Origin of the sequence: Streptomyces zagrosensis, assembly GCF_014203645.1 — a bacterium.
Classification (GTDB): Bacteria; Actinomycetota; Actinomycetes; order Streptomycetales; family Streptomycetaceae; genus Streptomyces; species Streptomyces zagrosensis.
In genome coordinates, this window is the sequence record NZ_JACHJL010000010.1 from 204,698 (window position 1) to 225,347 (window position 20,650).

The window sequence follows — 20,650 nt, forward strand, 5'->3', positions numbered from 1 at the left end:
CTGGTGGTCAGGAGGATCTTTACGTCTCCTTCACCATCGGAACAGGTCACACAAGTGTTCTTTACCAAGACGTAAGCTGCACCGCGGGCTGGGGCAGACGGCGTACGCCCGGCGCGACGCCGGTTCACCGCGACCCCGACACGGCGGATGTGCCCCGTAACGCCAGCGCGCCGGCCGGCCTCACGAACGGGATGCGCCTCCCATAGTGACGGTCGCTTCGCATGCTCATGAGTGTTACGGCCCTCCTGACCAGGCTTCCGTGGCCCTTCTCCCGCGTCAACGCCGGCATCGCCCGGTGCGGAGAGTTCGCGACACCGCTTCCCGGAGATACTCGTCCGATAATCGCTCTTGACGATGAGCAAGAAAGCATCAATTCTCATGTCCGCGTCATTCGCTCCCGCACCACCCCCCACATCAGTAACGGAGCCATCGTGTACCGAAACGCATCGCTGCGCCGTAGCGCCATCGCCGCCGGAACCTGCACCGCGCTCGCCGCCGTCCTGCTCAGCGGGGCCGCCGGCGCCCAGGCGACCACCTCCCCCACCCAGGTCGCCGCCCCGGACATCGACGTTGCCGCCGTCAAGGGACATCTGAACGAGTTGCAGTCCATCGCCGACAGCAACGGCGGAAACCGGGCACACGGCCAACCCGGTTACAAGGCGTCCCTTGACTACATCAAGGGCAAGCTGGACGCCGCCGGTTTCACCACCGCCATCCAGGAGTTCGACTTCAACGGCTCCACCGGCTACAACCTCATCGCCGATTGGCCGGGTAGCAGCGCCGACCAGGTCGTGATGGCCGGTGCGCACCTGGACTCGGTCGGCCGTGGCCCCGGCATCAATGACAACGGGTCCGGCTCCGCCGGCATCTTGGAGGTCGCGCTCGCCGTCGCGAAGGCCGACCTCAAGCCCGCCAAGCAGCTCCGCTTCGCGTGGTGGGGTGCCGAGGAGTACGGCATGGTCGGCTCCACGCACTACGTCGGCAAACTGGGCTCCGGCGGCCTGTCGAAGATCGACTCGTATCTGAACTTCGACATGATCGGGTCGCCCAACCCCGGCTACTTCGTCTACGACGACGATCCGGAGTTGGAGAAGGTGTTCAAGGACTGGTACGCGGCGAAGGACATCGCCACCGAGCCGGAGACCGAGGGCGACGGCCGCTCCGACCATGCACCGTTCAAGGAGCGCGGTGTACGCGTGGGCGGCCTGTTCACCGGAGCCGAGACCAAGAAGACCCAGGAGCAGGCCCGAAACTGGGGCGGCACGGCGGGCGAGTCCTTCGACCCGTGCTACCACTCCTCCTGCGACACCACGAAGAACCTCGATGACACGGCCCTGGACTACAACAGCGACGCCATCGCCAGCGCGATCTGGGACCTGAGCGCCTAATCGCCCGTCAGGCGCCCCCGCGCTGCCAGGCCGCCTGATGGCCACGGCACGCACCTCGGAAGAAAACAACGGCCGCCCGGTCCACGCCGGGCGGCCGTTGCCTTTTCCGTACCCAACAGGCTCATCCGGTACGGAACTGTCCGAACGAAGCGGACAAGCACCAGCCGCCCGAGCACGCGAGGCCCCAGCGCACCCCAGCCCCGCGCCCGCTGCGCATTCTGACGCGGAAGCTGGGGCGACCGAAGCACAGGGCACAGGAGACAGGCGCGCCCCGGAACCTCACTCCTCGCTCATCGGTCGCCGCCCACCGGTGTCCGGACTGCGGTGTTCGGCCGCGATGCCGAAGCGGCGCCGTTCGCCCGCAGCGGACGTCCCCGAGCGCAGCGTGGACACGGTGCTGATCACCTGCTCCTCTGCCGCCACCTCTTCCTCATCGAGTCGTCGCAGGTCAGCGGCGGACACCAGGGCCACGAGCGGCTTGCCGTGCCGGGTGACGACCACGCGCTCACCGCCGTACACCACACGGTTGATCAGCTCGGCGAGCTCTGCTCGGGCTTGCGTCACCGGAATCTCGTAGGCCATGCTCCCCATCATAACGGGATGTACGTCCTGTACATTTTTTACGTATGGGGCGCCCCCGGCGAAGCCGCTGGAAGAGACGACGAGAGGTGCCGCGATGGAAATGCCCACCGCCCGCTATGTCCTGCCCGAGTTCACGGAGCGCACCAGTTCCGGGGTGCGCACGATGGACCCGTACTCCAAGCTCCTTGAACAGCGCATTATCTTCCTTGGCACGCCCATCGACGACATCTCGGCCAATGACCTCATGGCCCAGTTCATGTACCTGGAGCACGCAGCGCCCGATCAGGACATCTCGCTCTACATCAACTCGCCTGGCGGCTCCTTCACGGCCATGACGGCCGTCTACGACACGATGCGCTTTGTCACCTGCGACATCGAGACGGTGTGCCTGGGCCAGGCCGCGTCCGCCGCCGCGGTGCTGCTTGCGGCCGGGACGCACGGCAAGCGCATGGCACTGCCTGGTGCGCGGGTCCTCATCCACCAGCCCTCGCTCAACGAGCCGGTCCACGGCCAGACATCGGACCTACAGATCCAGGCCACCGAGATGTTGCGCACCCGGCAGTTGCTGGAGGAGATGCTCGCCGAGCACACCGGGCAGCCCATCGAGCGCGTACGCAGTGACATCGAGCGCGACAAGATCTTCGACGCCGAGGGCGCCCTGGCGTACGGCCTGGTGGATCGTCTGACCACCAGCCGCAAGCGCGCTTCCGTACCGCTTGGCCTGCGGTAACCGGCCGTGCTACCGCCGGAGTTGCCGCCGCTGCCCGCGCTGACGCGGGCCGAAGCAGACCTCGTTGACTGCTATCTGGAGGTCATTGACCTGCTGGGGCGGATTAACCCTGCGCGCGGTCGGGACACCTACGGCGGCCTTCGCGCGGCGCAGGCCCTGGTCGCCAAGGCCAGTGCACTGCGGGACGCGCTGACGCTCATGCATGACCGGGGCGAAACCGAGGTACACGCCGACACGCTGGCGCGCGCGATGCGCGTACTGGATGGCGAACGGCGCGCGGGGCGGGTGGCCGTGCCTCCAAAACCGGCAGGTTGAAACGCGCTCCGCGCACCCCCGTCCCCCGATTGGGCTCCTTCCATCGGCGTAATGCGACGCGACGTGCGGGATGGGCCCGATTTGCGGAATGCGCGCCCGCCGCGTAACTGCCCGCGCGATCTTCGCCTGGTCCTGGCATCGACGCCGAGGCCGAGCATGGCCCAAAATGGGGAACACGACGCACTATTCACTCAAATGACCCTAAAGTGAGGAACGTCACATAGCGCCTTTTCAACTCGGATTTACCGGTGTTGTGCGTGACGATCCCTGGGACGACAAGCCCCCGCCAACGGTGGCGGGGCGGCCCGGGCGGACGCCTGATCCCGCCGTCGCTCCGGGCGCCTGGGCCACGGTTGTGGACCGGCGGGAGTGGAGGAATGCCATCGGCCCTGCGGCCGGGGTTCGGGACCTGTAGGTCCTCTCCTCCGCAAGCGGCTGACGAAGGGTTGCGCATGAACACGCGCAAACGAGTCACTGTCTCGCCCCTCTTCTCCCGACTCGGCGCCGCCTCGGCACTGACGGCCGCCGCCATAGGCACCACTCTGCTGACACCGTGGGCAACGCCGGAGGCCAAGGCGGCATCCCCCGGCTCCAAGGCCCTACGGGTCGCAGCCTCCAAGGAGGGCGCCCCGTACAAGTGGGGGGCCACCGGGCCGCACCGCTTCGACTGTTCGGGCCTGACGCTCTATTCGTTCAAGCAGGCGGGCAAGCGGTTGCCGCGCACGGCCGCCGCCCAGTACAACCGGGCCCGCCAGGTGTCACCGTCCGCACGCACCCGAGGGGACCTGGTGTTCTTCCGGTCCTCCCGGTCCATCTACCACGTCGGCATCTACGCCGGCCGCGGCAGAATCTGGCACGCCCCCAAGACAGGTGCGGTAGTGCGACTGGAACGGATTTGGAGCAACAACATCAGCTACGGGCGGGTGCACTAGCTGGGGCCGAACACACGGAGCAAGACGAGCAGCGTGCGTACGGGGCGACGGTGGCCCAGGCCATGGGCTGCGCCCGACGAGAGCCGTGGGGCGCGCCCACGCCGCCTCGCGGCGCGCTCGCGTGGCGCGCTCGCGTGGGCCGAGCAGGTCACCGGCTACCCGGTCCGCACCAGGCGGCGGCCCCCGACCGCCGGTCCGTTGGGCTAGGCGCAGACGAGCGCCCGCCAGGTCGCGAACCGACCAGGCGGGCGCAGCGTACTAATGCACCGGCGCGGGCCAAGGTAACGCGATCCATACGGTCTTGCCGCCCTCGGCTGTCGGCGTTACCGACAGCCGCCCACCCGACTCCGCCATCAGACAGCGGATGATGATCATGCCCCGGCCGTTGTCCTGTTGAACCGCGGCGGGCAGTCGGCGCGGAAAGCGCGGATGGCTGTCGGTGACACCGATACGTAACCGCTCATCACGGTCGAGTACCACCTCTACGGTGAAGGTGGGCGACATGCCGCGGGTGTGTTGGACGGCGTTGGTGGCGAGTTCCGACACGATCAGACGGACCTTGTCGGCGACCTCCGCATCGGACGGCAATCCCCAGTCCGTGAGCACCGAGCTGACGTGTCTTCGGGCGGCGGCAACCGACGCGGCAATGCTCGGCAGCGTGACGGATGCTTCCTTGTGGTCTGCCATGGCGACGATGTCCCTTTCCCACCGCGAGGACCGACCCGGCGCGTGCGCGCCGTGCATCAAGTCGTACCGGGCCTGCTACGGGTCTGCGCGTCAGGGTGTCATCCAGGTGGGAGGGCGGTGAGCGATCCACGGGTATACCCGAATATCTATCGCTCGAAGCGGTGAACTCTTCGCTTGAGGGCTGCGCTTGGGGTGCCGAACCGATAAATGGGGCCCGCCGGCGTCAGGCCGTGTCCACGATCGTCCGCACGGCCACCGCCACCTGTTCGTCCGTCAGGTCGGCACGGGCCGTGAGCCGCAGCCGGGAGATCCCGTCCGGCACCGACGGCGGCCGGAAGCAACCGACCACCAGACCTGCCGCACGGCATCGCGCTGCCCAGGCTAGGGCGCGCTCGGGGGAGGGCGCCCGGACGGAGACCACGGCGGCATCCGGGGGCACGACCGTGAGTTTCTCGGCGGTCAGTCGCTGGTACAGATCGCGGGCGACGGTGCGGACCCGGTCGGCACGCTGAGGTTCACCCCGTAGCAACCGCAAAGCAGTCAGTGCGGCGCCGGCGGCGGCCGGGTTGAGGCCGGTGTCGAAGATGAAGGTGCGGGCCGTGTTGATCAGATGCTCGATGACCCGGGCCGGGCCCAGGACCGCACCGCCCTGGCTGCCCAGGGACTTCGAGAGGGTCACGGTGGCGACCACGTCGGGCTCTCCGGCGAGTCCTGCGGCATGCGCCGCACCCCGCCCGCCGGCGCCGATCACGCCAAGGCCATGCGCATCGTCGATGAGGAGCCCCGCACCCCGCTCGCGGCAGACGGCGGCCAGATCGCGCAAGGGAGCGGCGTCCCCGTCCACGGAGAACAGCGCGTCGGTGACGGTCAGCGCCGATGCGTAGCTCCCCGGCGGCTGATCGAGCAGCTTGTCAACCGCCTGCGGATCGGCGTGCGGGGCGACCAGCGTGCACGCGCGCGAAAGCCGGCAGCCGTCGATGAGTGAGGCGTGGTTGTCGGCGTCGGAGACGATGAGCGAGGCGCGGGAGCTGAGCGCGGTGACGGCGGCGAGATTAGCCGCATAGCCGGACGAGAACACCAAGGCCGCCTCAAAGCCACAGAAAGCGGCTAGTTCCGCCTCCAGTTCGGCATGCAGCGCGGTGGTTCCGGTGACCAGCCGAGAGCCGGTCGAACCGGCACCCCAACGGCGTGCAGCCGCCGCGGCGGCTGCCGTGACCTCGGGGTGTCTCGCGAGTCCGAGATAGTCGTTACTGGCCAGATCGAGCAGCGGCGAGGTGGCCTGCCTAGGCCGTAGGGATCGGACGAGTCCGGCGCGCTCGCGTTCCTCGCGCCGCACATCGAGCCAGCCGAACGGGTCCTGTCCGGCGGCAGCGGGCGAAGAGTGCTGAGGCATCGGCCATCCCTGGGTTCTGTGGGGTTCGCATAGAACGTAACCGGCCACCAGCCCGGACAGGGTGTGGTGATGCACACACCTCCAGCTCTACTCGTTGTGCGATCTCTCCTTGGCCGCGAGCGCCGCCATGAGACAGGATCAGCGCCATGGACCTGCTGAAGACGCTGGTAGACAAGGGGTTGCGGCGCGAGTTGCCGACCCGGGATGAGGCGCTCGCCGTGCTGGCGACGTCCGACGAAGAACTGCTGGATGTGGTGGCCGCCGCCGGGCGGGTGCGCCGCCAGTGGTTCGGGCGCCGGGTCAAGCTCAACTACCTCGTCAACCTCAAGTCGGGGCTGTGCCCCGAGGACTGTTCGTATTGCTCACAGCGGCTCGGTTCGAAGGCCGAGATTCTGAAGTACACCTGGCTCAAGCCTGACGAGGCGTCGCAGGCCGCCGCGGCCGGTGTGGCGGGTGGCGCGAAGCGCGTTTGCCTGGTCGCCAGCGGGCGCGGGCCGACCGACCGTGACGTGGACCGGGTCTCGCAGACCATCGCGGCCATCAAGGAGCAAAACGAGGGCGTCGAGGTGTGTGCGTGCCTTGGGCTGCTCTCCGATGGGCAGGCGACGCGGCTGCGGGAGGCGGGCGCCGATGCGTACAACCACAATCTGAACACCTCCGAGGCGACCTATGGCGCCATCACGTCCACGCACACTTACGCGGACCGGGTGGAGACCGTGCAGCAGGCCCAGGCTGCGGGCATGTCCGCCTGCTCGGGTCTGATCGCGGGCATGGGCGAGAGCGATGCGGATTTGATCGATGTGGTCTTCTCGTTGCGCGAACTCAACCCGGACTCGGTACCGGTCAACTTCCTCATCCCCTTTGAGGGGACGCCGCTGGCCAAGGAGTGGAACCTCACCCCGCAGCGCTGTCTGCGCATCTTGGCCATGACGCGGTTCGTATGCCCCGATGTGGAGGTACGGCTGGCCGGCGGGCGCGAGGTGCACCTGCGGTCGATGCAGCCGCTGGCGCTGCACCTGGTCAACTCCATCTTCCTGGGTGACTACCTGACCAGCGAGGGGCAGGCGGGCCAGGTTGATCTGGCGATGATCGCCGACGCCGGGTTCGAGGTGGAGGGCGCCGACACCACGACGCTGCCCCAGCACCGGGCGGACGCGCTCGCCGCCGCCGGCGGCCACGGCCCGCTCACCGGACACGACGCGCCGGCCGCCGGGAGTTGCGGTTCGCACGGCGGTGGTGGCTGCGGCCCCTGTGGTGATGACACGGTGCGCGACGGGGTGGCCGGTGACCTGGCGAAGGACCCGCAGCCGGCCACGGCAGTCGCAGCCGCAGCGCCGTCCAGGCCATCGCACGCCGGCCCGGTCGCGGTACGCCGCCGTGGCGCGGGAACGGACCTGCCGCCCAATGCCTGAACCGATGAGCCCCGCACGGCTGCTCGAACTCGACCAGCAGCATGTGTGGCATCCCTACGGGCCGATGCCGGGGCGCAACCGCCCCCTCCTCGTGGAATCGGCGGCCGGCGTCAGGCTTCAACTGGCGGAACCGGTGGCCGGTGTCAGCGAGTTGATCGACGGCATGGCGTCATGGTGGTCGGCCATCCATGGCTACAACCACCCGGTGCTCAACGAGGCCGCGCACAGCCAGTTGGGGCGGATGAGCCATGTGATGTTCGGCGGGCTCACCCATGAGCCCGCCATTCGGCTCGCCACCAAGCTGGTGGAGATTACCCCCGAGCCGCTTCAGCACGTCTTCTTGGCGGACTCCGGGTCGGTGTCGGTCGAGGTGGCCATCAAGATGTGCCTCCAATACTGGCGCTCGGCCGGCAAGCCCGCCAAGCAGCGCCTGCTGACCTGGCGCGGCGGCTACCACGGTGACACCTGGCAGCCGATGTCGGTATGCGACCCCGATGGCGGGATGCACCACATCTGGCAGGGCGCGCTGCCCCGGCAGGTCTTCGCCGACCAGCCGCCCGCCGGCTTCGACGCCGAGCCCGACGCCGCGTACGTGCGCGAGCTGCACGAGTTGATAGCGCTGCACGCCGACGAGTTGGCGGCGGTCATCGTCGAGCCGGTGGTGCAAAACGCGGGCGGCATGCGCTTCCACTCCCCCGGCTATCTGCGCGCACTGCGGCAGGCGTGTGACGCGTACGGAGTGCTGCTGATCTTCGACGAGATCGCCACCGGCTTCGGTCGCACCGGGGCCCTGTTCGCCGCCGACCACGCCAATGTCGCCCCCGATGTGATGTGTGTGGGCAAGGCGATCACCGGCGGCTATCTGACCTTGGCGGCTGCTCTGTGCACCACCGAGGTGGCTCAGGGGATTTCGGGTGGCGATGTGCCCGTCCTCGCCCATGGGCCGACCTTCATGGGCAACCCGCTGGCCACTGCCGTCGCCAACGCCTCCATCGACCTGCTGCTGTCCCACGACTGGCAGGCCGAGGTGAAGCGGATCGAGACGGGGCTCATCGACGGTCTCAGTGAGGCTGCCACGCTGCCGGGGGTGGCGTCGGTACGGGTGCTCGGCGCGATCGGCGCCATCCAGTTGGAGCGACCGCTGGACGAGGCACGCATGGCGGCGGCGTCCGATGCGGCCATCCGCAGCGGCGTGTGGCTCCGCCCGTTCCGCGACCTGATCTACACGATGCCCCCGTACATCACCGGCGACCAGGATCTAGCCCGCATCACGGCGGCGATGTGCGCCGCCACCAGGGCGAGCGAGGGCTGACCGCGGTCACGAGCACCACTTCACGAGAAAGGCATGGACCGCAGATGAGCACGGTGATCGTCACCGGCACTGACACGGAGATCGGCAAGACCGTGACGACCGCGGCAATGGCGGCCGTTGCCCTGGCTCAGGGCCGTACCGTAGCCGTACTCAAGCCCGCCCAGACCGGCGTGCAAAAGGACGAACCGGGCGACATCGCCGAGGTACAGCGGCTCGCCGGCGAGGTCACCGGCTCCGAACTCGCCCGCTTCCCCGACCCGTTGGCCCCGGCGACCGCGGCTCGCCGCGCCGGGCGCGCGCCGGTGCGCCCGCGCGAGGTGGAGCGGGCGGCGCGCACCCTGGCCGGCAACCATGACCTGGTGCTGGTCGAGGGCGCGGGCGGCCTGCTCGTACGCTTCGACGAGGCGGGCTCGTCGCTGGCGGACGTGGCGCAACTCCTCAACGCGCCGGTTCTGGTGGTGGCGCGCGCGGGGCTTGGCACGCTCAACGCTGCGGCGCTGACCACGGAGGCACTGCAAACTCGCGGCGTCACCTGTCTTGGGGTGGTGTTCGGCAGCTTCCCCGCCGCCCCCGACCTCGCCACCCGCTGCAACCTCTCCGACATGCCGGACGCCTCCGGTGTCCCGCTTCTTGGGGCCATCCCGGCAGGCGCTGGTGCGCGATCACCGGCGGACTTCCGCATGGCGGCGGCCGGTTGGCTGGCTCCGGCGCTCGGTGGCACCTGGGACGCCGCGACGTTCGCGGCTTCGCTTCACGACGCGTAGCGGCGCTGCGCGTAATGAATGCCCGCAATGTACGGATTTCGCCGGCGGTGAACACCCAGCGAAGTGGCGGCATGACGCCACGGCGCATGCCACCGGGCGGCGGTCGAAGCCCGCTGGCTCCGGCCGCCGCCCGGCGCCCGTTGTGGGAGGGGCCCTTGATGTGGGGCCCTCGCGTAGTTAGCCGATGGCCAAGTTGGCGAACGCGGCGACGTCCTCGCCGATGGCCGCCACCACCTGGTCCTGCTGCGGCGTGAGGTAGAAGTGGCCACCGGGGAAGCTGCGGAACGTGAAGCCGCCCGTGGTCAACCGAGACCACGCCTTGGCCTCGTCAAAGGAGACCCGCGGGTCCGACTCGCCGGTCAGCACGCTAATCGGGCAGCGCAGTACGGGCGCGCTGCCGTCCACGTCGCAGCGGTAGGTCTCAATGGCCTTGTAGTCGGCGCGGATCGCGGGCAACACCATCCGCAGCAGTTCCTCATCGGCCAACACCCCGCTGTCGGTGCCGCTGAGCGCGCGGATCTCGGCGATCAGCGCATCGTCGCCGCGCTGGTGGACGTTCTCCTCCCGATAGGTGATCGGCGCCCGGCGCCCCGACGCGATCAGGCCACCCAACTGAGTGCTCCCCGCCCGCTCGAAGCGGCGCGCCAACTCGAAGCCGAGCACCGCACCCATGCTGTGCCCGAAGAGCACCAGCGGACGGTCCGCCCAGGGTTGCAGCGCCTCGTAAATGGCGTCCGCCAGTTCCCCAACGCTCCCCATCCCCGGTTCTGCCCGCCGGTCCTGGCGGCCCGGGTACTGCACCGAGAGCACGTCGGTGGTCTCGGCCAGGGCCTTGGAGAAGGGGAAGAAGAAGGAAGCGGACCCTCCTGCGTGCGGCAGGAGCACCACGCGGTGCGGACTGTCGGCTACGGGATGGAAGCGCCGGACCCACAGGTCGTCGGTCGTGGATTCCGTGGTGCTCATAGCTATCCTCGCTCCTTCGTCGTGCTGCGTTCCGTGAGGGTTGCCACCCGCCGACACCACAACGGGTCAGCGGACGCTCCCTATCTCATCAGCCATCGCCGCAACGGGACAGCCGGGCCATGACGGTGACGCGGTGTCGGCACCGGGCCGTACGGGCCGTCGCGACCAGCGCATACGGCGCGGGGTCGGTCTCGTCCGCGCCGCTGGCGTACGGCATCGCCGACGCACTTCACACCACCCTCACCCGTACCAACGCGCCCGCCAACCCCTGTCTTGCTGCACGCCACCCGTAACTCGCCGTGGCCACCCCCATAAGCATCTCCACCGCAGTACGAGTTGCCGACACTCGACACAAACCGCTACCACTCGGGCGTAATCGCCCTACTCCACTCTCACCGGAATGGGGGGGGCGGATCGCGCACCGGCGCGGCGCTCAAGCACCCGCGGGGAGCCCCGCCCCGTGCCCTTCCTGAGCGGCTGGCCCACCCGCTTCAAACGGCACGCGGCCGGGGTAGGTTGCCGCTATCCATGCTCAGGGAGGCCGCCGTGACCAGACCGTTCCGCTTCGGCGTCAACATGCTCACCATAGAAACGGGCGAGGCGTGGCGCGAGAAATGCCGCCGTGCCGAGGCACTTGGCTACGACGTGCTGCACGTACCTGACCATTTGGGCATGCCCGCCCCCTTTCCCGCACTGGTCGCCGCCGCCGAGGCGACCACCCGCCCGCGCGTGGGCACCTTCGTCCTCAATGCCGGGTTTTGGAACCCCGCGCTCCTCGCCCGCGAGGTGGCCACCTGCGATCAACTCACCGGCGGTCGGCTGGAGCTGGGCCTTGGCACCGGTTACGTCAAGGCCGAGCACGACACCGCGGGCCTGCCCTGGGGCTCCCCGCGGGAGCGCGTCGATCACCTGGAGCGGACACTGATCGAGTTGCATCGGCTCCTCACCGACCCCGAGCACCAGCCGCGCCCTGCCCAGTCGCCCCGACCGCCGGTGCTGCTCGGCGGCAACGGCAACCGTGTGCTGCGCCTCGCCGCACGGCATGCCGAGATCGCGGCGTTCACCGGTGGTAGGCAGTCGCCCGGCGCGCCCGAAGGCACGTTGTCGATGATCAGCGCGGACGCGCTGGAGGAGCGGGTGAACGCGTACCAGTCGTTCGCCGCCGACCGAGAAGCACCCGCCGAACTGAACTATCTGGTGCAGCGGGTAGTGATCTCGGACGACCGGCGGGCCGCTGCCGCGGAGTTCGCCCAGCATGCGGGCGGACTGACCGAAGACCAGTTGCTGGAGCATCCGGCGCTGCTGGTCGGCACCGTTACGCAGATCGCCGAGCAGGTGCGGGCACACCGCGAGCGCTTCGGCTTCACCTACTTCACCGTGCTCGATCCCTGCCTGGAGGCGTTCGGAGCGGTGATCGCGGAGCTGCGCGAGAGCTGAGCGGGCCGCCGAGGCGCGTACGGGGCGGCGTGGCGGCAGGCGCCCCAGGTCAACGATTCGGTGCCGGCAGCGCCGCATGGTGCCGGGCGGGGCGGGTACTCGCCTGACTTGTGACCGCGGAGTACAGGAGTGGGTATCGAGGCGTTCGGCCTCGGCCCGCCGATGTGCGCCTGGATGCGTACGGGCGAGTGCGAAGGCGTAGCCGAGCAGTCCGCACGAGGCCGTTCACCAACGGGCGCCGCCGCCCCGTGCGAGCTGCGCGGCAGGCCGTCGGCAGCGGCAAGGAACGCCGTTCCGCCGCGCTCCTCGCCGCCACCCCGACTGGCGCTTTGCCCATCCTTTACGATTGAGTGATCGATCCTTCTTCTTCCCTGTGAAAGGTGTGAGCGTCCGTCCATGGGCGAGCCTCCCAGTAGCCGCTACCGCGCGTTGCCCCTGTCCCTGCCCGACCTTGGGACGGAGGTGAACCGATGATTGAAGTGCTTCTTCTCGCGCTGGCGCTCCTTCTGTCGTTGGCCTGTGGCGCCTTCGTAGCGGCGGAGTTCTCGCTGACCACGGTCGAGCGTGCCGAACTGGAGCGGGCCGTTGATCGGGGCGAGCGCGGCGCCGAGAGCGCGTTGAAGGCGGTACGCAGCCTCACCTTCCAGCTCTCTGGCGCCCAGCTCGGCATCACCGTCACGAATCTGATCGTCGGCATGCTCGCCAAGCCATCGATCGCCGCACTGCTGGGCGGGCCGCTCAAGGCCGCGGGGGTGCCCGCCTCCGCTGTGGGCTCCGTCGCGCTGGTGGTGGGCACCGTGCTGTCCACGTTGGTCCTGATGGTGGTCGGCGAGCTGGTTCCCAAGAACTGGGCGATCTCCAAGCCGCTGCCGGTGGCCAAGCGGGTCGCCACCCCGCAGCGCATCTTCAGCGCGGCCTTTCGCCCGTTCATCTCCCATCTCAACAACACCGCCAACCGCGTGGTGCGGCGCTTCGGCCTCGAACCCGCGGAGGAGCTGGCCTCGGCGCGCGGCCCGCAGGAGCTGGTCGCACTCGCCCGCCACTCCGCGCGGGCGGGCGCCCTCGACCGGGACACCGCGGAGCTGTTCGTGCGCACACTGAACCTGGCCGAGCTCTCGGCGGAGAACGTGATGACGCCACGGGTCCAGGTGATGGCGCTCGATGTGCAGGCCACCGCCGAGGATGTGGCCAACGCCACCCGGGCCACCGGTCTGTCCCGCTTCCCTGTCTATCGGGGCAGCCTCGACACGGTCGTCGGTGTCGCCCACATCAAGGACGTCCTGGCCGTGCCCGCCGAGCGCCGGCACCGGCATCCGATCTCCGAGTTGTTGCGCGACCCGCTACTCGTCCCCGAGTCACTGACCGTGGACCGGCTCTTGGACCGACTCTCCGGCAAGCGCACCATGGCCGTCGTCATCGACGAGTACGGCGGCACGGCCGGTGTGGTCACCCTGGAGGACATCGTCGAGGAGGTCGTCGGCGAGGTACGCGACGAACACGACCCGCAGGAGACGCCGGACCTGGCGCCGCGCGGCACCGACCCGCAGGGCCGCGCGCTGTACGACGCGGACGGCTCGGCCCGCATCGACCAGTTGCGGTCGATCGGGCTGCGGGCGCCGGAGGGCCCGTACGAGACGCTGGCCGGGCTGATCGCCAGCGAGCTGGGGCGCATCCCGGTCCAGGGCGACACATTGGAGGTCGAGGGCTGGCGGCTTGAGGTGACGGACGCGTCGGGGCGCCGCGCCGCGAGCATACGGCTTCAGTCACCGCTGGTCAGCGCGGCGGACGACGCTCGCACAGCCGGCACTACGCGCACCACCCGCACCACCCGCACTACCAACGGAACCAGTGCCACCCCTGCCACCAGTGCCACCGGCGCGGGCCCCGGGCCCGCTGCGCCGGCCGATGACGGCCGCGCCCACCGATGGCGCCGCGGGCGGGACACCGCTCCCGTCGATGCGGCCCGACAGCGAAAGGAGACCCACCGATGACCGCGATCCAACTGCTGATCGGTCTGCTGACGCTGGTGGTCAACGCGTTTTTCGTGGGAGCTGAGTTCGCGCTGATCTCGGTGCGACGCAGCCAGATCGAGCCGCACGCCGAGCAGGGCGATCGGCGGGCCCGCAGCGTGCTGTGGGGGCTCGAACACGTCTCGGCCCTGATGGCGGCGGCGCAACTGGGCATCACGCTGTGCACGCTGGTGCTCGGCATCGTCGCCGAGCCGGCCATCGCGCACCTGCTGGAGCCGGTGTTCCACGCGGTGGGCGTGCCTGATGGGCTGACCCATCCGATCGCCTTCGTCATCGCGCTGGCGGTGGCCACGTATCTCCACATGCTCTTCGGCGAGATGGTGCCGAAGAACATCGCACTCGCCGAGCCCGTACGCTCCGCGCTGCTTCTTGGCCCGCCGCTGGTGGCCATGTCGCGTGCGCTGCGCCCGGTGATCTTCACGGTGAACGCGTTCGCGAACACGCTGCTCAGGCTGTTGCGGGTGGAGACCAAGGACGAGGTGACCGCATCGTTCTCGGATGCCGACCTGGCCCGGATGGTCGCCGACTCCAGCGAGGCAGGACTGCTGGATGACCGGGCCACCGAGCGGTTGCGAGACGCCTTGGAGCTGGGTCGCCGTCCGGTGCGCGATGTGGTGCTTTCGGTCGATCGGGTCGTCACGGCCAGGCTCGGGGTCTCCCCCGAGGGGCTGGAGAGCTTGTCGGCCACCTCCGGGTTCTCGCGCTTTCCCGTCGTCGATGGCAGCGGGCGCATCCTGGGCTATCTGCACGTGAAGGACGCGCTGGACGCCCGGCCGCGCGACGTGGCGTTCCGACCGGAGCAGTTGCGGCCCATCGCCCGGGTGCGGGCCGCGACGCCGCTCGATGACGTGCTGACCGCCATGCGGGGCACGAGCACCCATCTCGCGGCCGTCATCGACGAGCACAGCCGGCTGGCCGGGCTCGTCACCATGGAGGACGTCCTACGGGAACTGGTGGGCCCGGCGCCCAGCGCGTAAGCCCGTCGCTTTCCCGTCCAGGCCCCGCGGGGTTTGTCGCCGGTGTCCGTGGCTCGCCAGTGCGGGCCACGGGCACCGGCCTCGCGTCTACTCGGACGACTTCGCTCCGGTTTGCTGGCCGCGGCGGACGACCGGGCTCCGGTGGGCGGAGCCGGACGGCCGGCGGTTGCGCTCCGCGCGGACGCGGGCTGCGCATCGAGCGGGAGGCGCGCGGCGCAGCAGGGACAGCGGCCGGTGGATCATGTCGGGTCCTCGGTGTGCGCTCGCAACCGGTGGGCGACGTTTCGGACGTGGGCATCCAGGGTGGCGGCCGGATCGTCGCTGAAATCGTGCAGGGCGACGGCGGCCGTGAGGATCACATCGCAGAGCTCGGCAGCGACGTCCGCGCGCCGGTGGGTGACGCCCTTGCGCGGGTTTTGACCAGTGAGCCCGATATACGCCTGCATCACCTCGCCCGACTCCTCAGCGATCTTCAGCAGTCGCAGCGCCGTCTCCTCGGCACGGCCGCGTGCGGCGTTGGCGGCATCCAGCCAGGCCACGGACTGGCGAGCCACCTCCCACAGCGCCACCCCCGGCGGCCCTGCCTCCGTGGCCTGGCCCTGCGGGGCAGCTGGCGCCTGCCCGCTGTCATGTGCGGCGAGTACGGCGGGCCCCTCCAGGACGGCGGGCGCGGCTGAGCCGGGGCGGGCCTCGGTTGTGGCGCGGGCCTCTAGCTCGTGCAAGGCGTCGAGTTGGTCGGCCCTGATCTGGTCGGCGCTCAGGCGCTCGGTCATTGGACGATCTCCTCATGGGACGGATGTCGGGTCACTGACGGAAACGGCGAGTACAACGAGAACGACAGGAACTGTCGAAGCGGCACAGACGACAGAAATGACACAAAAAGTGAGACGCAACGAGAAGGGGCACAGAGCAGTGACCGGGCCCGGTGGCCGGACACAACCTGACGATATGATCGCTACCGCCATGCAGATCAACGCCACATACTCCAGTTTTGTCGCGGTCGGCGACTCTTTTACCGAGGGCATGTCCGATGCGCTGCCCGATGGCACCTACCGAGGCTGGGCCGACCTCCTGGCCACGCGGCTCGCCGCCCACACCTCCGACTTCCGGTACGCCAACCTCGCGGTGCGCGGCAAGCTGATCGGCCAGATCGTCGATGAGCAGGTCGCGCCGGCGGCGGCGATGCGCGCGGACCTGGTGACGCTGGTGGGCGGGCTCAACGACGTCCTGCGTCCCACGTGCGACATGGCGCGGGTCGGCGCACGGCTGGAGGAGGCCGTGGAGCGCCTGGCGCCCAGCTGTCGCCAGCTCGTGCTGATGCACAGCCCGGGACGGCGCGGCCCGCTGCTTGAGCGGGGCAGGCCGCGCATGGAGCGGCTGTTCGCGCACATCGACGCCCTCGCTGCGCGGCATGGCGCGGTGGTCGTGGACCTGCTCGGCTCGCCGGTCCTTGGCGATGGGCGGATGTGGGCGGATGACCGGCTGCATCTGAACGCGGAAGGGCACCGCCGGGTAGCGGAGGCCGTGTGGCAGGCGATCGGGCTCGCGCCTTCGTACGACTGGAACGAGGCGCTGCCGCCGCCGGTGCTGCCGGGTTGGCGGACCCGGCGCGGCGCGGATGTGCGGTTCGCCCGGCAGCATCTCGGGCCATGGATCGGTCGGCGGCTGACCGGCCGTTCCTCCGGTGACGGCCGCTCCCCCAAGCGTGCCGAGTTGCTGCCTCTCCTGCTGCCGGGCGAGGCCGCGAAGGAGGCGCCCGCTCCCCGACCGGCCCCAGGCAGTTGACCAAGCCGCTGTTCCTCCAGAGCCGGCCCGCCGTTTCGCCCTGCTGCCCGGCCCCGTCCGGTGGCCCTGCCCGCCCCGCCCTGGCCAGCATCGACGCGGTGCCCTCCGGGGCGCGGCGCTGGCCTGCGGGTATCGCCAGTAGACTGTGCGCCCGTGACTGCTAAGCCGCGCATCCCGAACGTCCTGGCCAGCCGCTACGCCTCGGCGGAGCTGGCTGTCCTGTGGTCCCCCGAGTACAAGGTGACGCTGGAGAGGCGGCTGTGGCTGGCCGTGCTGCGCGCCCAAAAGGATCTCGGCATCGAGGTGCCGGACTCCGCCATCGCCGACTACGAGCGGGTCCTGGACACCGTGGACCTGGAGTCGATCGCCGAGCGCGAGAAGGTCACCCGGCACGATGTGAAGGCCCGTATCGAGGAGTTCAACGCACTCGCCGGGCACGAGCAGGTACACAAGGGCATGACGTCCCGGGACCTGACCGAGAACGTCGAGCAGTTGCAGGTACGGCTCTCGCTTGAGCTGATGCGCGACCGCACGATCGCGGTGCTCGCACGGCTCGCACGCCTGGCCGCCGAGCACGCCGAGCTGGTCATGGCCGGGCGCTCGCACAATGTCGCTGCCCAGACCACGACGCTCGGCAAGCGCTTCGCCACCGGCGCCGATGAACTACTCGTCGCCTTCGCGCGCCTTGCGGAACTGCTGGACCGCTACCCGCTGCGCGGCATCAAGGGCCCGGTCGGCACCGCGCAGGACATGCTCGATCTACTCGGCGGCGACGCGGGGAAGCTGGCGGACCTTGAGCAGCGGATCGCCGGGCACCTCGGTTTCGGCCAGGTCTTCACCTCGGTCGGCCAGGTCTACCCGCGCTCGCTGGACTACGAGGTGGTCACCTCCCTGGTCCAGCTGGCCGCCGCCCCCTCCTCGATCGCCAAGACGATTCGACTGATGGCCGGGCACGAATTGGTCACCGAGGGCTTCAAACCGGGCCAGGTCGGCTCGTCCGCGATGCCCCACAAGATGAACACGCGTTCTTGTGAGCGGGTGAACGGCCTGATGGTGATCCTGCGCGGCTACGCGTCGATGGTCGGCGAGCTCTCCGGTGACCAGTGGAACGAGGGTGATGTGTCCTGCTCGGTGGTGCGCCGTGTCGCACTGCCGGACGCGTTCTTCGCGCTCGATGGACTCCTGGAGACGTTCCTGACGGTGTTGGACGAATTCGGCGCCTTCCCCGCCGTCGTCGCCCGTGAGCTGGACCGCTATCTGCCGTTCCTGGCCACGACCAAGGTGCTGATGGGCGCCGTGCGTGCCGGCGTCGGACGCGAGGAGGCGCATGAGGCGATCAAGGAGAACGCGGTAGCCGCGGCGCTGGCCATGCGTGAGCAGGGCGCCGAGCGCAACGAGCTTTTGGACACGCTGGCCGCGGATGAGCGCCTGCCGCTGGACCGGGCGGCGCTGGATGCCCTGATGGCCGACAAGTTGTCCTTCACCGGCGCCGCCGGCAGCCAGGTGGCCTCCGTCGTGGCCCGCGTCGAGGAGATCACCAAGCAGCATCCGCAGGCCGCCGGTTACGCCCCGGGGGCGATCCTCTGACCCCCGATGAGCTGGCAGCCGCCCGCGACCGCGTCGTACCCGACGTGGTCGCGGAGGGGTTGCATGTCCTGTTCTGTGGCATCAACCCAGGGTTGATGTCGGCGGCCACCGGCCACCACTTCGCCCGCCCCGGCAATCGCTTTTGGCCGGTGTTGCACGCCTCCGGGTTCACGCCGCGGCGGCTGCGGCCCGACGAAGAGCAGGAGTTGCTCGCCTACGGGCTCGGTATCACCAACGTCGTCGCGCGGGCCAGCGCGCGGGCTGATGAGCTCAGCGATGAGGAGTACCGCGAGGGCGGGCGGATACTGCGCGAGAAGGTGACGCGGCTGCGTCCGGCCTGGCTCGCGGTCGTCGGCGTCACCGCGTACCGCGTCGCCTTCGCCGACCGCAAGGCCCGCATCGGCCCACAGGACACCCCGCTGGGCGACACCCGCGTGTGGGTACTGCCCAACCCCAGTGGGCTGAATGCCCATTGGAGCCTGGACGCGATGGCCGCGGAGTACGGGCGGCTGCGCGCCGCTGCGACGGACTGAGCCGGTACGGGGCCGGGCGCCGGCCCGGGCCCGGGCGCCGTCATCCGGCGTTGCGGGGCGCAACCCCGCGAGCGGCCCGCACGCCCGCCATCGGCGCCCCGCGGCCGGCTACGCGTCGCGCCGCTCCAGGGCCGACCAGCCCGCTACCGCCAGCGCCGCCGTCCAGAGCGCGAGAACCGCCAGGCCCGTCCAGGGGCCGAGGCCCTGCTCAGGTGTGGCGTGCAGGATGCTCTGGCCCGCCGCATCCGGAAGAAACCGGGTCACGTCGTACACCGCCGATGTGGCGCCAAGGACGGGCTGTACGAAGGTCAGCACCGGGATCAGCAGGCCGAGCGCCGCGACCGGGCCGCGCAGCAAGGTGGCAACGCCCGCCGCCAATACCGCGATCAGGCCCAGGTAGAGCCCGCAGCCCAGGGCGGCGCGCAGCGCGCCCTCCTCGCCGAGGCCGACCCCGCGGTCACCGAGCAGCGCCTGGCCACCGAGGAAGGATGCGAAGCCCGTCACCAGGCCGACCGTGAGGCCGAGACCACCGATGACCGCGAGCTTGCAACCGTAGAGCAGTCCGCGGCGTGGCACCGCAGCCAGCGAGATGCTCAGGGCGCCGCCCTTGTACTCCCCCGTCACCACCAGCACGCCGAAGCACAGCGCGGCCAACTGCCCGAAGGAGAGGCCGAAGAAGGAATAGAAGACCGGGTCGAAGTCGTCCGCAGCGTCGTCGGGGCTATAGGTGGCGCAGGCCAGGGCCGAGATGCCGACCGTGGTCAGCAGGACACAGGCGAGCGAGATGAGGGGGGCGTGCACGGTGTGGACCTTGGCCCACTCCGAGCGCAGAACCGAGGTGACGGTCATGGCTTTACGTTCCCTTCGCGGCAGCTGGCGCGGAGGCGTACTCCGTGGCACTGGCCGTCAGCTTTAGGTATGCCTCTTCCAAGGAGGCTTGGTCATCGGTGAGTTCGAGTAGCGGAAGGCCCTGGGCCGCGGCGAGCGCACCGATCTGCGCCGCCGACGCACCGTCCACCTGCCACCGGCCGTCTCCGTTGGGAGAGCCTGCGAGCCCCGCCGCGGTCAGCAGGTCACGCAGCCGCTCCGGTTCGGTGGTGCGCAGCCACACCCGCGAGCTGCTGTGCTCGGCGATGAAGGCGGCCATCGAGGTGTCGGCGAGCAGCCGCCCGCGGCCCAGGACGATCAGGTGGTCGGCGGTACGGGCGGTCTCGCTCATCAGATGGCTGGAGACCAGCACGGTGCGGCCCTCGGCGGCCAGTTGGCGCATCAGGTCCCGTATCCAGATGATGCCCTCGGGATCGAGGCCGTTGGTCGGCTCGTCCAGCATCAGCACGGGTGGGTCGCCGAGCAGCGCGGCGGCGACGCCGAGCCGTTGTCGCATGCCGAGTGAGAAGGTGCCGACGCGCCGCCGTGCGACGGTCTCAAGCCCGGTCTCGGCCAGCACCGCAGCGACCCGGCCGAGCGGGAGGTCATTGCTGTATGCGAGGCAGCGCAGATGGTCTTGGGCGGTACGGGCACCGGATGCGGCACCGGCGTCAAGGAGCGCGCCGACCAGCCGCAGGGGGCGGGTAGCGGCGCGGTAGGGACGGCCGCCGATGGTCACCCGGCCGGCGGTGGGTCGGTCGAGGCCGAGCGCGATGCGCATGGTCGAGGACTTGCCCGCCCCGTTGGGGCCGAGGAAGCCCGTCACCCGGCCCGGTTCCACGGTGCAGGTGACCCCGTCCACGGCGCGAACGGAGCCGTATGTCTTGCGAAGTTCCCGTACATCGATCGAGGTCATGCCGTCAGGCTGCCGCCGTGGGCGAGGTCGCCGCCTCCCC

21 protein-coding genes are annotated in these 20,650 nt (G+C 69.9%); 13 read left to right on the top strand and 8 right to left on the bottom strand.

Translation table 11 applies throughout. The features are described from left to right. Positions 1-431 precede the first annotated feature (431 nt). Positions 432-1,388: a M28 family metallopeptidase gene (locus tag FHS42_RS20030; protein WP_184573826.1), complete on the top strand. Its 957-nt coding sequence runs from the start codon at positions 432-434 to the stop codon at positions 1,386-1,388. A gap of 279 nt (positions 1,389-1,667) precedes the next feature. On the opposite strand, the gene FHS42_RS20035 is transcribed toward FHS42_RS20030, so the two are convergent. Beyond that, positions 1,668-1,970, bottom strand: a complete 303-nt coding sequence (locus FHS42_RS20035) for a type II toxin-antitoxin system Phd/YefM family antitoxin (RefSeq protein ID WP_184573828.1) — start codon at positions 1,968-1,970, stop codon at positions 1,668-1,670. A 94-nt stretch (positions 1,971-2,064) separates the two neighbouring features. Between FHS42_RS20035 and FHS42_RS20040 the strand changes: the two genes are divergently transcribed. The 3 genes from FHS42_RS20040 (at position 2,065) to FHS42_RS20050 (ending at position 3,947) form a co-directional block, all read left to right on the top strand. Further along, on the top strand, positions 2,065-2,700 hold the full coding sequence (locus FHS42_RS20040; RefSeq protein WP_184573830.1) for an ATP-dependent Clp protease proteolytic subunit: 636 nt from the start codon (positions 2,065-2,067) through the stop codon (positions 2,698-2,700). 6 nt (positions 2,701-2,706) lie between these two features. Then, positions 2,707-3,015, top strand: a complete 309-nt coding sequence (locus tag FHS42_RS20045) for a hypothetical protein (protein WP_184573832.1) — start codon at positions 2,707-2,709, stop codon at positions 3,013-3,015. 452 nt (positions 3,016-3,467) lie between these two features. After that, entirely contained in the window at positions 3,468-3,947 is a 480-nt protein-coding gene (locus FHS42_RS20050; RefSeq protein WP_184573834.1) for a C40 family peptidase, read from the top strand. Positions 3,948-4,205: 258 nt separating this feature from the next. Here FHS42_RS20050 and FHS42_RS20055 read toward each other — a convergent pair whose 3' ends face one another. Both FHS42_RS20055 and FHS42_RS20060 read right to left on the bottom strand, forming a co-directional pair. Continuing rightward, positions 4,206-4,634 (bottom strand): ATP-binding protein, encoded by a 429-nt coding sequence (locus FHS42_RS20055; RefSeq protein WP_184573836.1) that lies wholly within the window; start codon positions 4,632-4,634, stop codon positions 4,206-4,208. A gap of 223 nt (positions 4,635-4,857) precedes the next feature. Beyond that, entirely contained in the window at positions 4,858-6,027 is a 1,170-nt protein-coding gene (locus FHS42_RS20060; RefSeq protein ID WP_184573838.1) for an 8-amino-7-oxononanoate synthase, read from the bottom strand. A gap of 146 nt (positions 6,028-6,173) precedes the next feature. On the opposite strand from FHS42_RS20060, the gene bioB reads away from it, so the two are divergent. Genes bioB through bioD form a run of 3 tightly spaced genes read left to right on the top strand, consistent with a single transcriptional unit; the run spans position 6,174 to position 9,515 of the window. Further along, positions 6,174-7,439 carry a biotin synthase BioB gene (bioB, locus tag FHS42_RS20065; RefSeq protein ID WP_184573840.1) on the top strand — a complete coding sequence of 422 codons (1,266 nt, stop codon included), beginning with the start codon at positions 6,174-6,176 and terminating at the stop codon, positions 7,437-7,439. Further along, a complete protein-coding gene (locus FHS42_RS20070; RefSeq protein WP_184573842.1) occupies positions 7,432-8,751 on the top strand; it encodes an adenosylmethionine--8-amino-7-oxononanoate transaminase in 1,320 nt (439 codons plus the stop codon). The genes bioB and FHS42_RS20070 overlap by 8 nt, the downstream gene beginning before the upstream one ends. Before the next feature lie 44 nt (positions 8,752-8,795). Beyond that, positions 8,796-9,515, top strand: a complete 720-nt coding sequence (bioD, locus tag FHS42_RS20075) for a dethiobiotin synthase (protein ID WP_184573844.1) — start codon at positions 8,796-8,798, stop codon at positions 9,513-9,515. A gap of 177 nt (positions 9,516-9,692) precedes the next feature. Here the strand turns inward: bioD and FHS42_RS20080 are convergent, their stop codons facing one another. Together FHS42_RS20080 and FHS42_RS38260 are read right to left on the bottom strand one after the other, a co-directional pair. Next, entirely contained in the window at positions 9,693-10,478 is a 786-nt protein-coding gene (locus FHS42_RS20080; RefSeq protein ID WP_281392811.1) for a thioesterase II family protein, read from the bottom strand. An 88-nt stretch (positions 10,479-10,566) separates the two neighbouring features. Then, positions 10,567-10,695, bottom strand: a complete 129-nt coding sequence (locus FHS42_RS38260; RefSeq protein ID WP_281392812.1) for a hypothetical protein — start codon at positions 10,693-10,695, stop codon at positions 10,567-10,569. Positions 10,696-11,024: 329 nt separating this feature from the next. Here FHS42_RS38260 and FHS42_RS20085 point away from each other — a divergent pair, with 329 nt between their 5' ends. The 3 genes from FHS42_RS20085 (at position 11,025) to FHS42_RS20095 (ending at position 14,922) form a co-directional block, all read left to right on the top strand. Beyond that, positions 11,025-11,915, top strand: a complete 891-nt coding sequence (locus FHS42_RS20085) for an LLM class F420-dependent oxidoreductase (protein ID WP_184573846.1) — start codon at positions 11,025-11,027, stop codon at positions 11,913-11,915. A gap of 470 nt (positions 11,916-12,385) precedes the next feature. Next, entirely contained in the window at positions 12,386-13,906 is a 1,521-nt protein-coding gene (locus FHS42_RS20090; RefSeq protein WP_246495006.1) for a hemolysin family protein, read from the top strand. Further along, entirely contained in the window at positions 13,903-14,922 is a 1,020-nt protein-coding gene (locus FHS42_RS20095; RefSeq protein WP_184573848.1) for a hemolysin family protein, read from the top strand. The genes FHS42_RS20090 and FHS42_RS20095 overlap by 4 nt, the downstream gene beginning before the upstream one ends. A gap of 239 nt (positions 14,923-15,161) precedes the next feature. Here the strand turns inward: FHS42_RS20095 and FHS42_RS39155 are convergent, their stop codons facing one another. Beyond that, a complete protein-coding gene (locus tag FHS42_RS39155; protein WP_376772640.1) occupies positions 15,162-15,695 on the bottom strand; it encodes a MazG-like family protein in 534 nt (177 codons plus the stop codon). Positions 15,696-15,885: 190 nt separating this feature from the next. On the opposite strand from FHS42_RS39155, the gene FHS42_RS20105 reads away from it, so the two are divergent. The 3 genes from FHS42_RS20105 to mug all read left to right on the top strand — a co-directional run bounded on the left by FHS42_RS20105 (position 15,886) and on the right by mug (position 18,827). Beyond that, positions 15,886-16,707, top strand: a complete 822-nt coding sequence (locus FHS42_RS20105; protein WP_184574034.1) for an SGNH/GDSL hydrolase family protein — start codon at positions 15,886-15,888, stop codon at positions 16,705-16,707. Positions 16,708-16,860: 153 nt separating this feature from the next. After that, positions 16,861-18,294, top strand: a complete 1,434-nt coding sequence (gene purB / locus FHS42_RS20110) for an adenylosuccinate lyase (RefSeq protein WP_184573850.1) — start codon at positions 16,861-16,863, stop codon at positions 18,292-18,294. Beyond that, entirely contained in the window at positions 18,291-18,827 is a 537-nt protein-coding gene (mug, locus tag FHS42_RS20115) for a G/U mismatch-specific DNA glycosylase (RefSeq protein ID WP_184574036.1), read from the top strand. Before purB ends, mug begins: the two co-directional genes overlap by 4 nt. 108 nt (positions 18,828-18,935) lie before the next feature. On the opposite strand, the gene FHS42_RS20120 is transcribed toward mug, so the two are convergent. Continuing rightward, positions 18,936-19,676, bottom strand: a complete 741-nt coding sequence (locus tag FHS42_RS20120) for an ABC transporter permease subunit (RefSeq protein WP_184573852.1) — start codon at positions 19,674-19,676, stop codon at positions 18,936-18,938. Between the two features lie 4 nt (positions 19,677-19,680). After that, the gene (locus FHS42_RS20125; RefSeq protein WP_184573854.1) at positions 19,681-20,610 is read right to left on the bottom strand and encodes an ABC transporter ATP-binding protein; all 930 of its coding nucleotides are present in this window, start codon (positions 20,608-20,610) and stop codon (positions 19,681-19,683) included. Positions 20,611-20,650 lie beyond the last annotated feature (40 nt).

What these genes read in the sequence shown, in the direction of transcription:
- bioD (WP_184573844.1), top strand. Translation starts at nt 8,796, where the DNA reads ATGAGCACGGTGATCGTCACCGGCACTGACACGGAGATCGGCAAGACC.
- FHS42_RS20095 (WP_184573848.1), top strand. Translation starts at nt 13,903, where the DNA reads ATGACCGCGATCCAACTGCTGATCGGTCTGCTGACGCTGGTGGTCAAC.
- FHS42_RS20120 (WP_184573852.1), bottom strand. Translation starts at nt 19,676, where the DNA reads ATGACCGTCACCTCGGTTCTGCGCTCGGAGTGGGCCAAGGTCCACACC.
- FHS42_RS20035 (WP_184573828.1), bottom strand. Translation starts at nt 1,970, where the DNA reads ATGGCCTACGAGATTCCGGTGACGCAAGCCCGAGCAGAGCTCGCCGAG.
- bioB (WP_184573840.1), top strand. Translation starts at nt 6,174, where the DNA reads ATGGACCTGCTGAAGACGCTGGTAGACAAGGGGTTGCGGCGCGAGTTG.
- FHS42_RS20080 (WP_281392811.1), bottom strand. Translation starts at nt 10,478, where the DNA reads ATGAGCACCACGGAATCCACGACCGACGACCTGTGGGTCCGGCGCTTC.
- FHS42_RS20050 (WP_184573834.1), top strand. Translation starts at nt 3,468, where the DNA reads ATGAACACGCGCAAACGAGTCACTGTCTCGCCCCTCTTCTCCCGACTC.
- FHS42_RS20055 (WP_184573836.1), bottom strand. Translation starts at nt 4,634, where the DNA reads ATGGCAGACCACAAGGAAGCATCCGTCACGCTGCCGAGCATTGCCGCG.
- FHS42_RS20070 (WP_184573842.1), top strand. Translation starts at nt 7,432, where the DNA reads ATGCCTGAACCGATGAGCCCCGCACGGCTGCTCGAACTCGACCAGCAG.
- FHS42_RS39155 (WP_376772640.1), bottom strand. Translation starts at nt 15,695, where the DNA reads ATGACCGAGCGCCTGAGCGCCGACCAGATCAGGGCCGACCAACTCGAC.
- FHS42_RS38260 (WP_281392812.1), bottom strand. Translation starts at nt 10,695, where the DNA reads ATGCCGTACGCCAGCGGCGCGGACGAGACCGACCCCGCGCCGTATGCG.
- FHS42_RS20105 (WP_184574034.1), top strand. Translation starts at nt 15,886, where the DNA reads ATGCAGATCAACGCCACATACTCCAGTTTTGTCGCGGTCGGCGACTCT.
- FHS42_RS20060 (WP_184573838.1), bottom strand. Translation starts at nt 6,027, where the DNA reads ATGCCTCAGCACTCTTCGCCCGCTGCCGCCGGACAGGACCCGTTCGGC.
- FHS42_RS20125 (WP_184573854.1), bottom strand. Translation starts at nt 20,610, where the DNA reads ATGACCTCGATCGATGTACGGGAACTTCGCAAGACATACGGCTCCGTT.
- FHS42_RS20090 (WP_246495006.1), top strand. Translation starts at nt 12,386, where the DNA reads ATGATTGAAGTGCTTCTTCTCGCGCTGGCGCTCCTTCTGTCGTTGGCC.
- FHS42_RS20040 (WP_184573830.1), top strand. Translation starts at nt 2,065, where the DNA reads ATGGAAATGCCCACCGCCCGCTATGTCCTGCCCGAGTTCACGGAGCGC.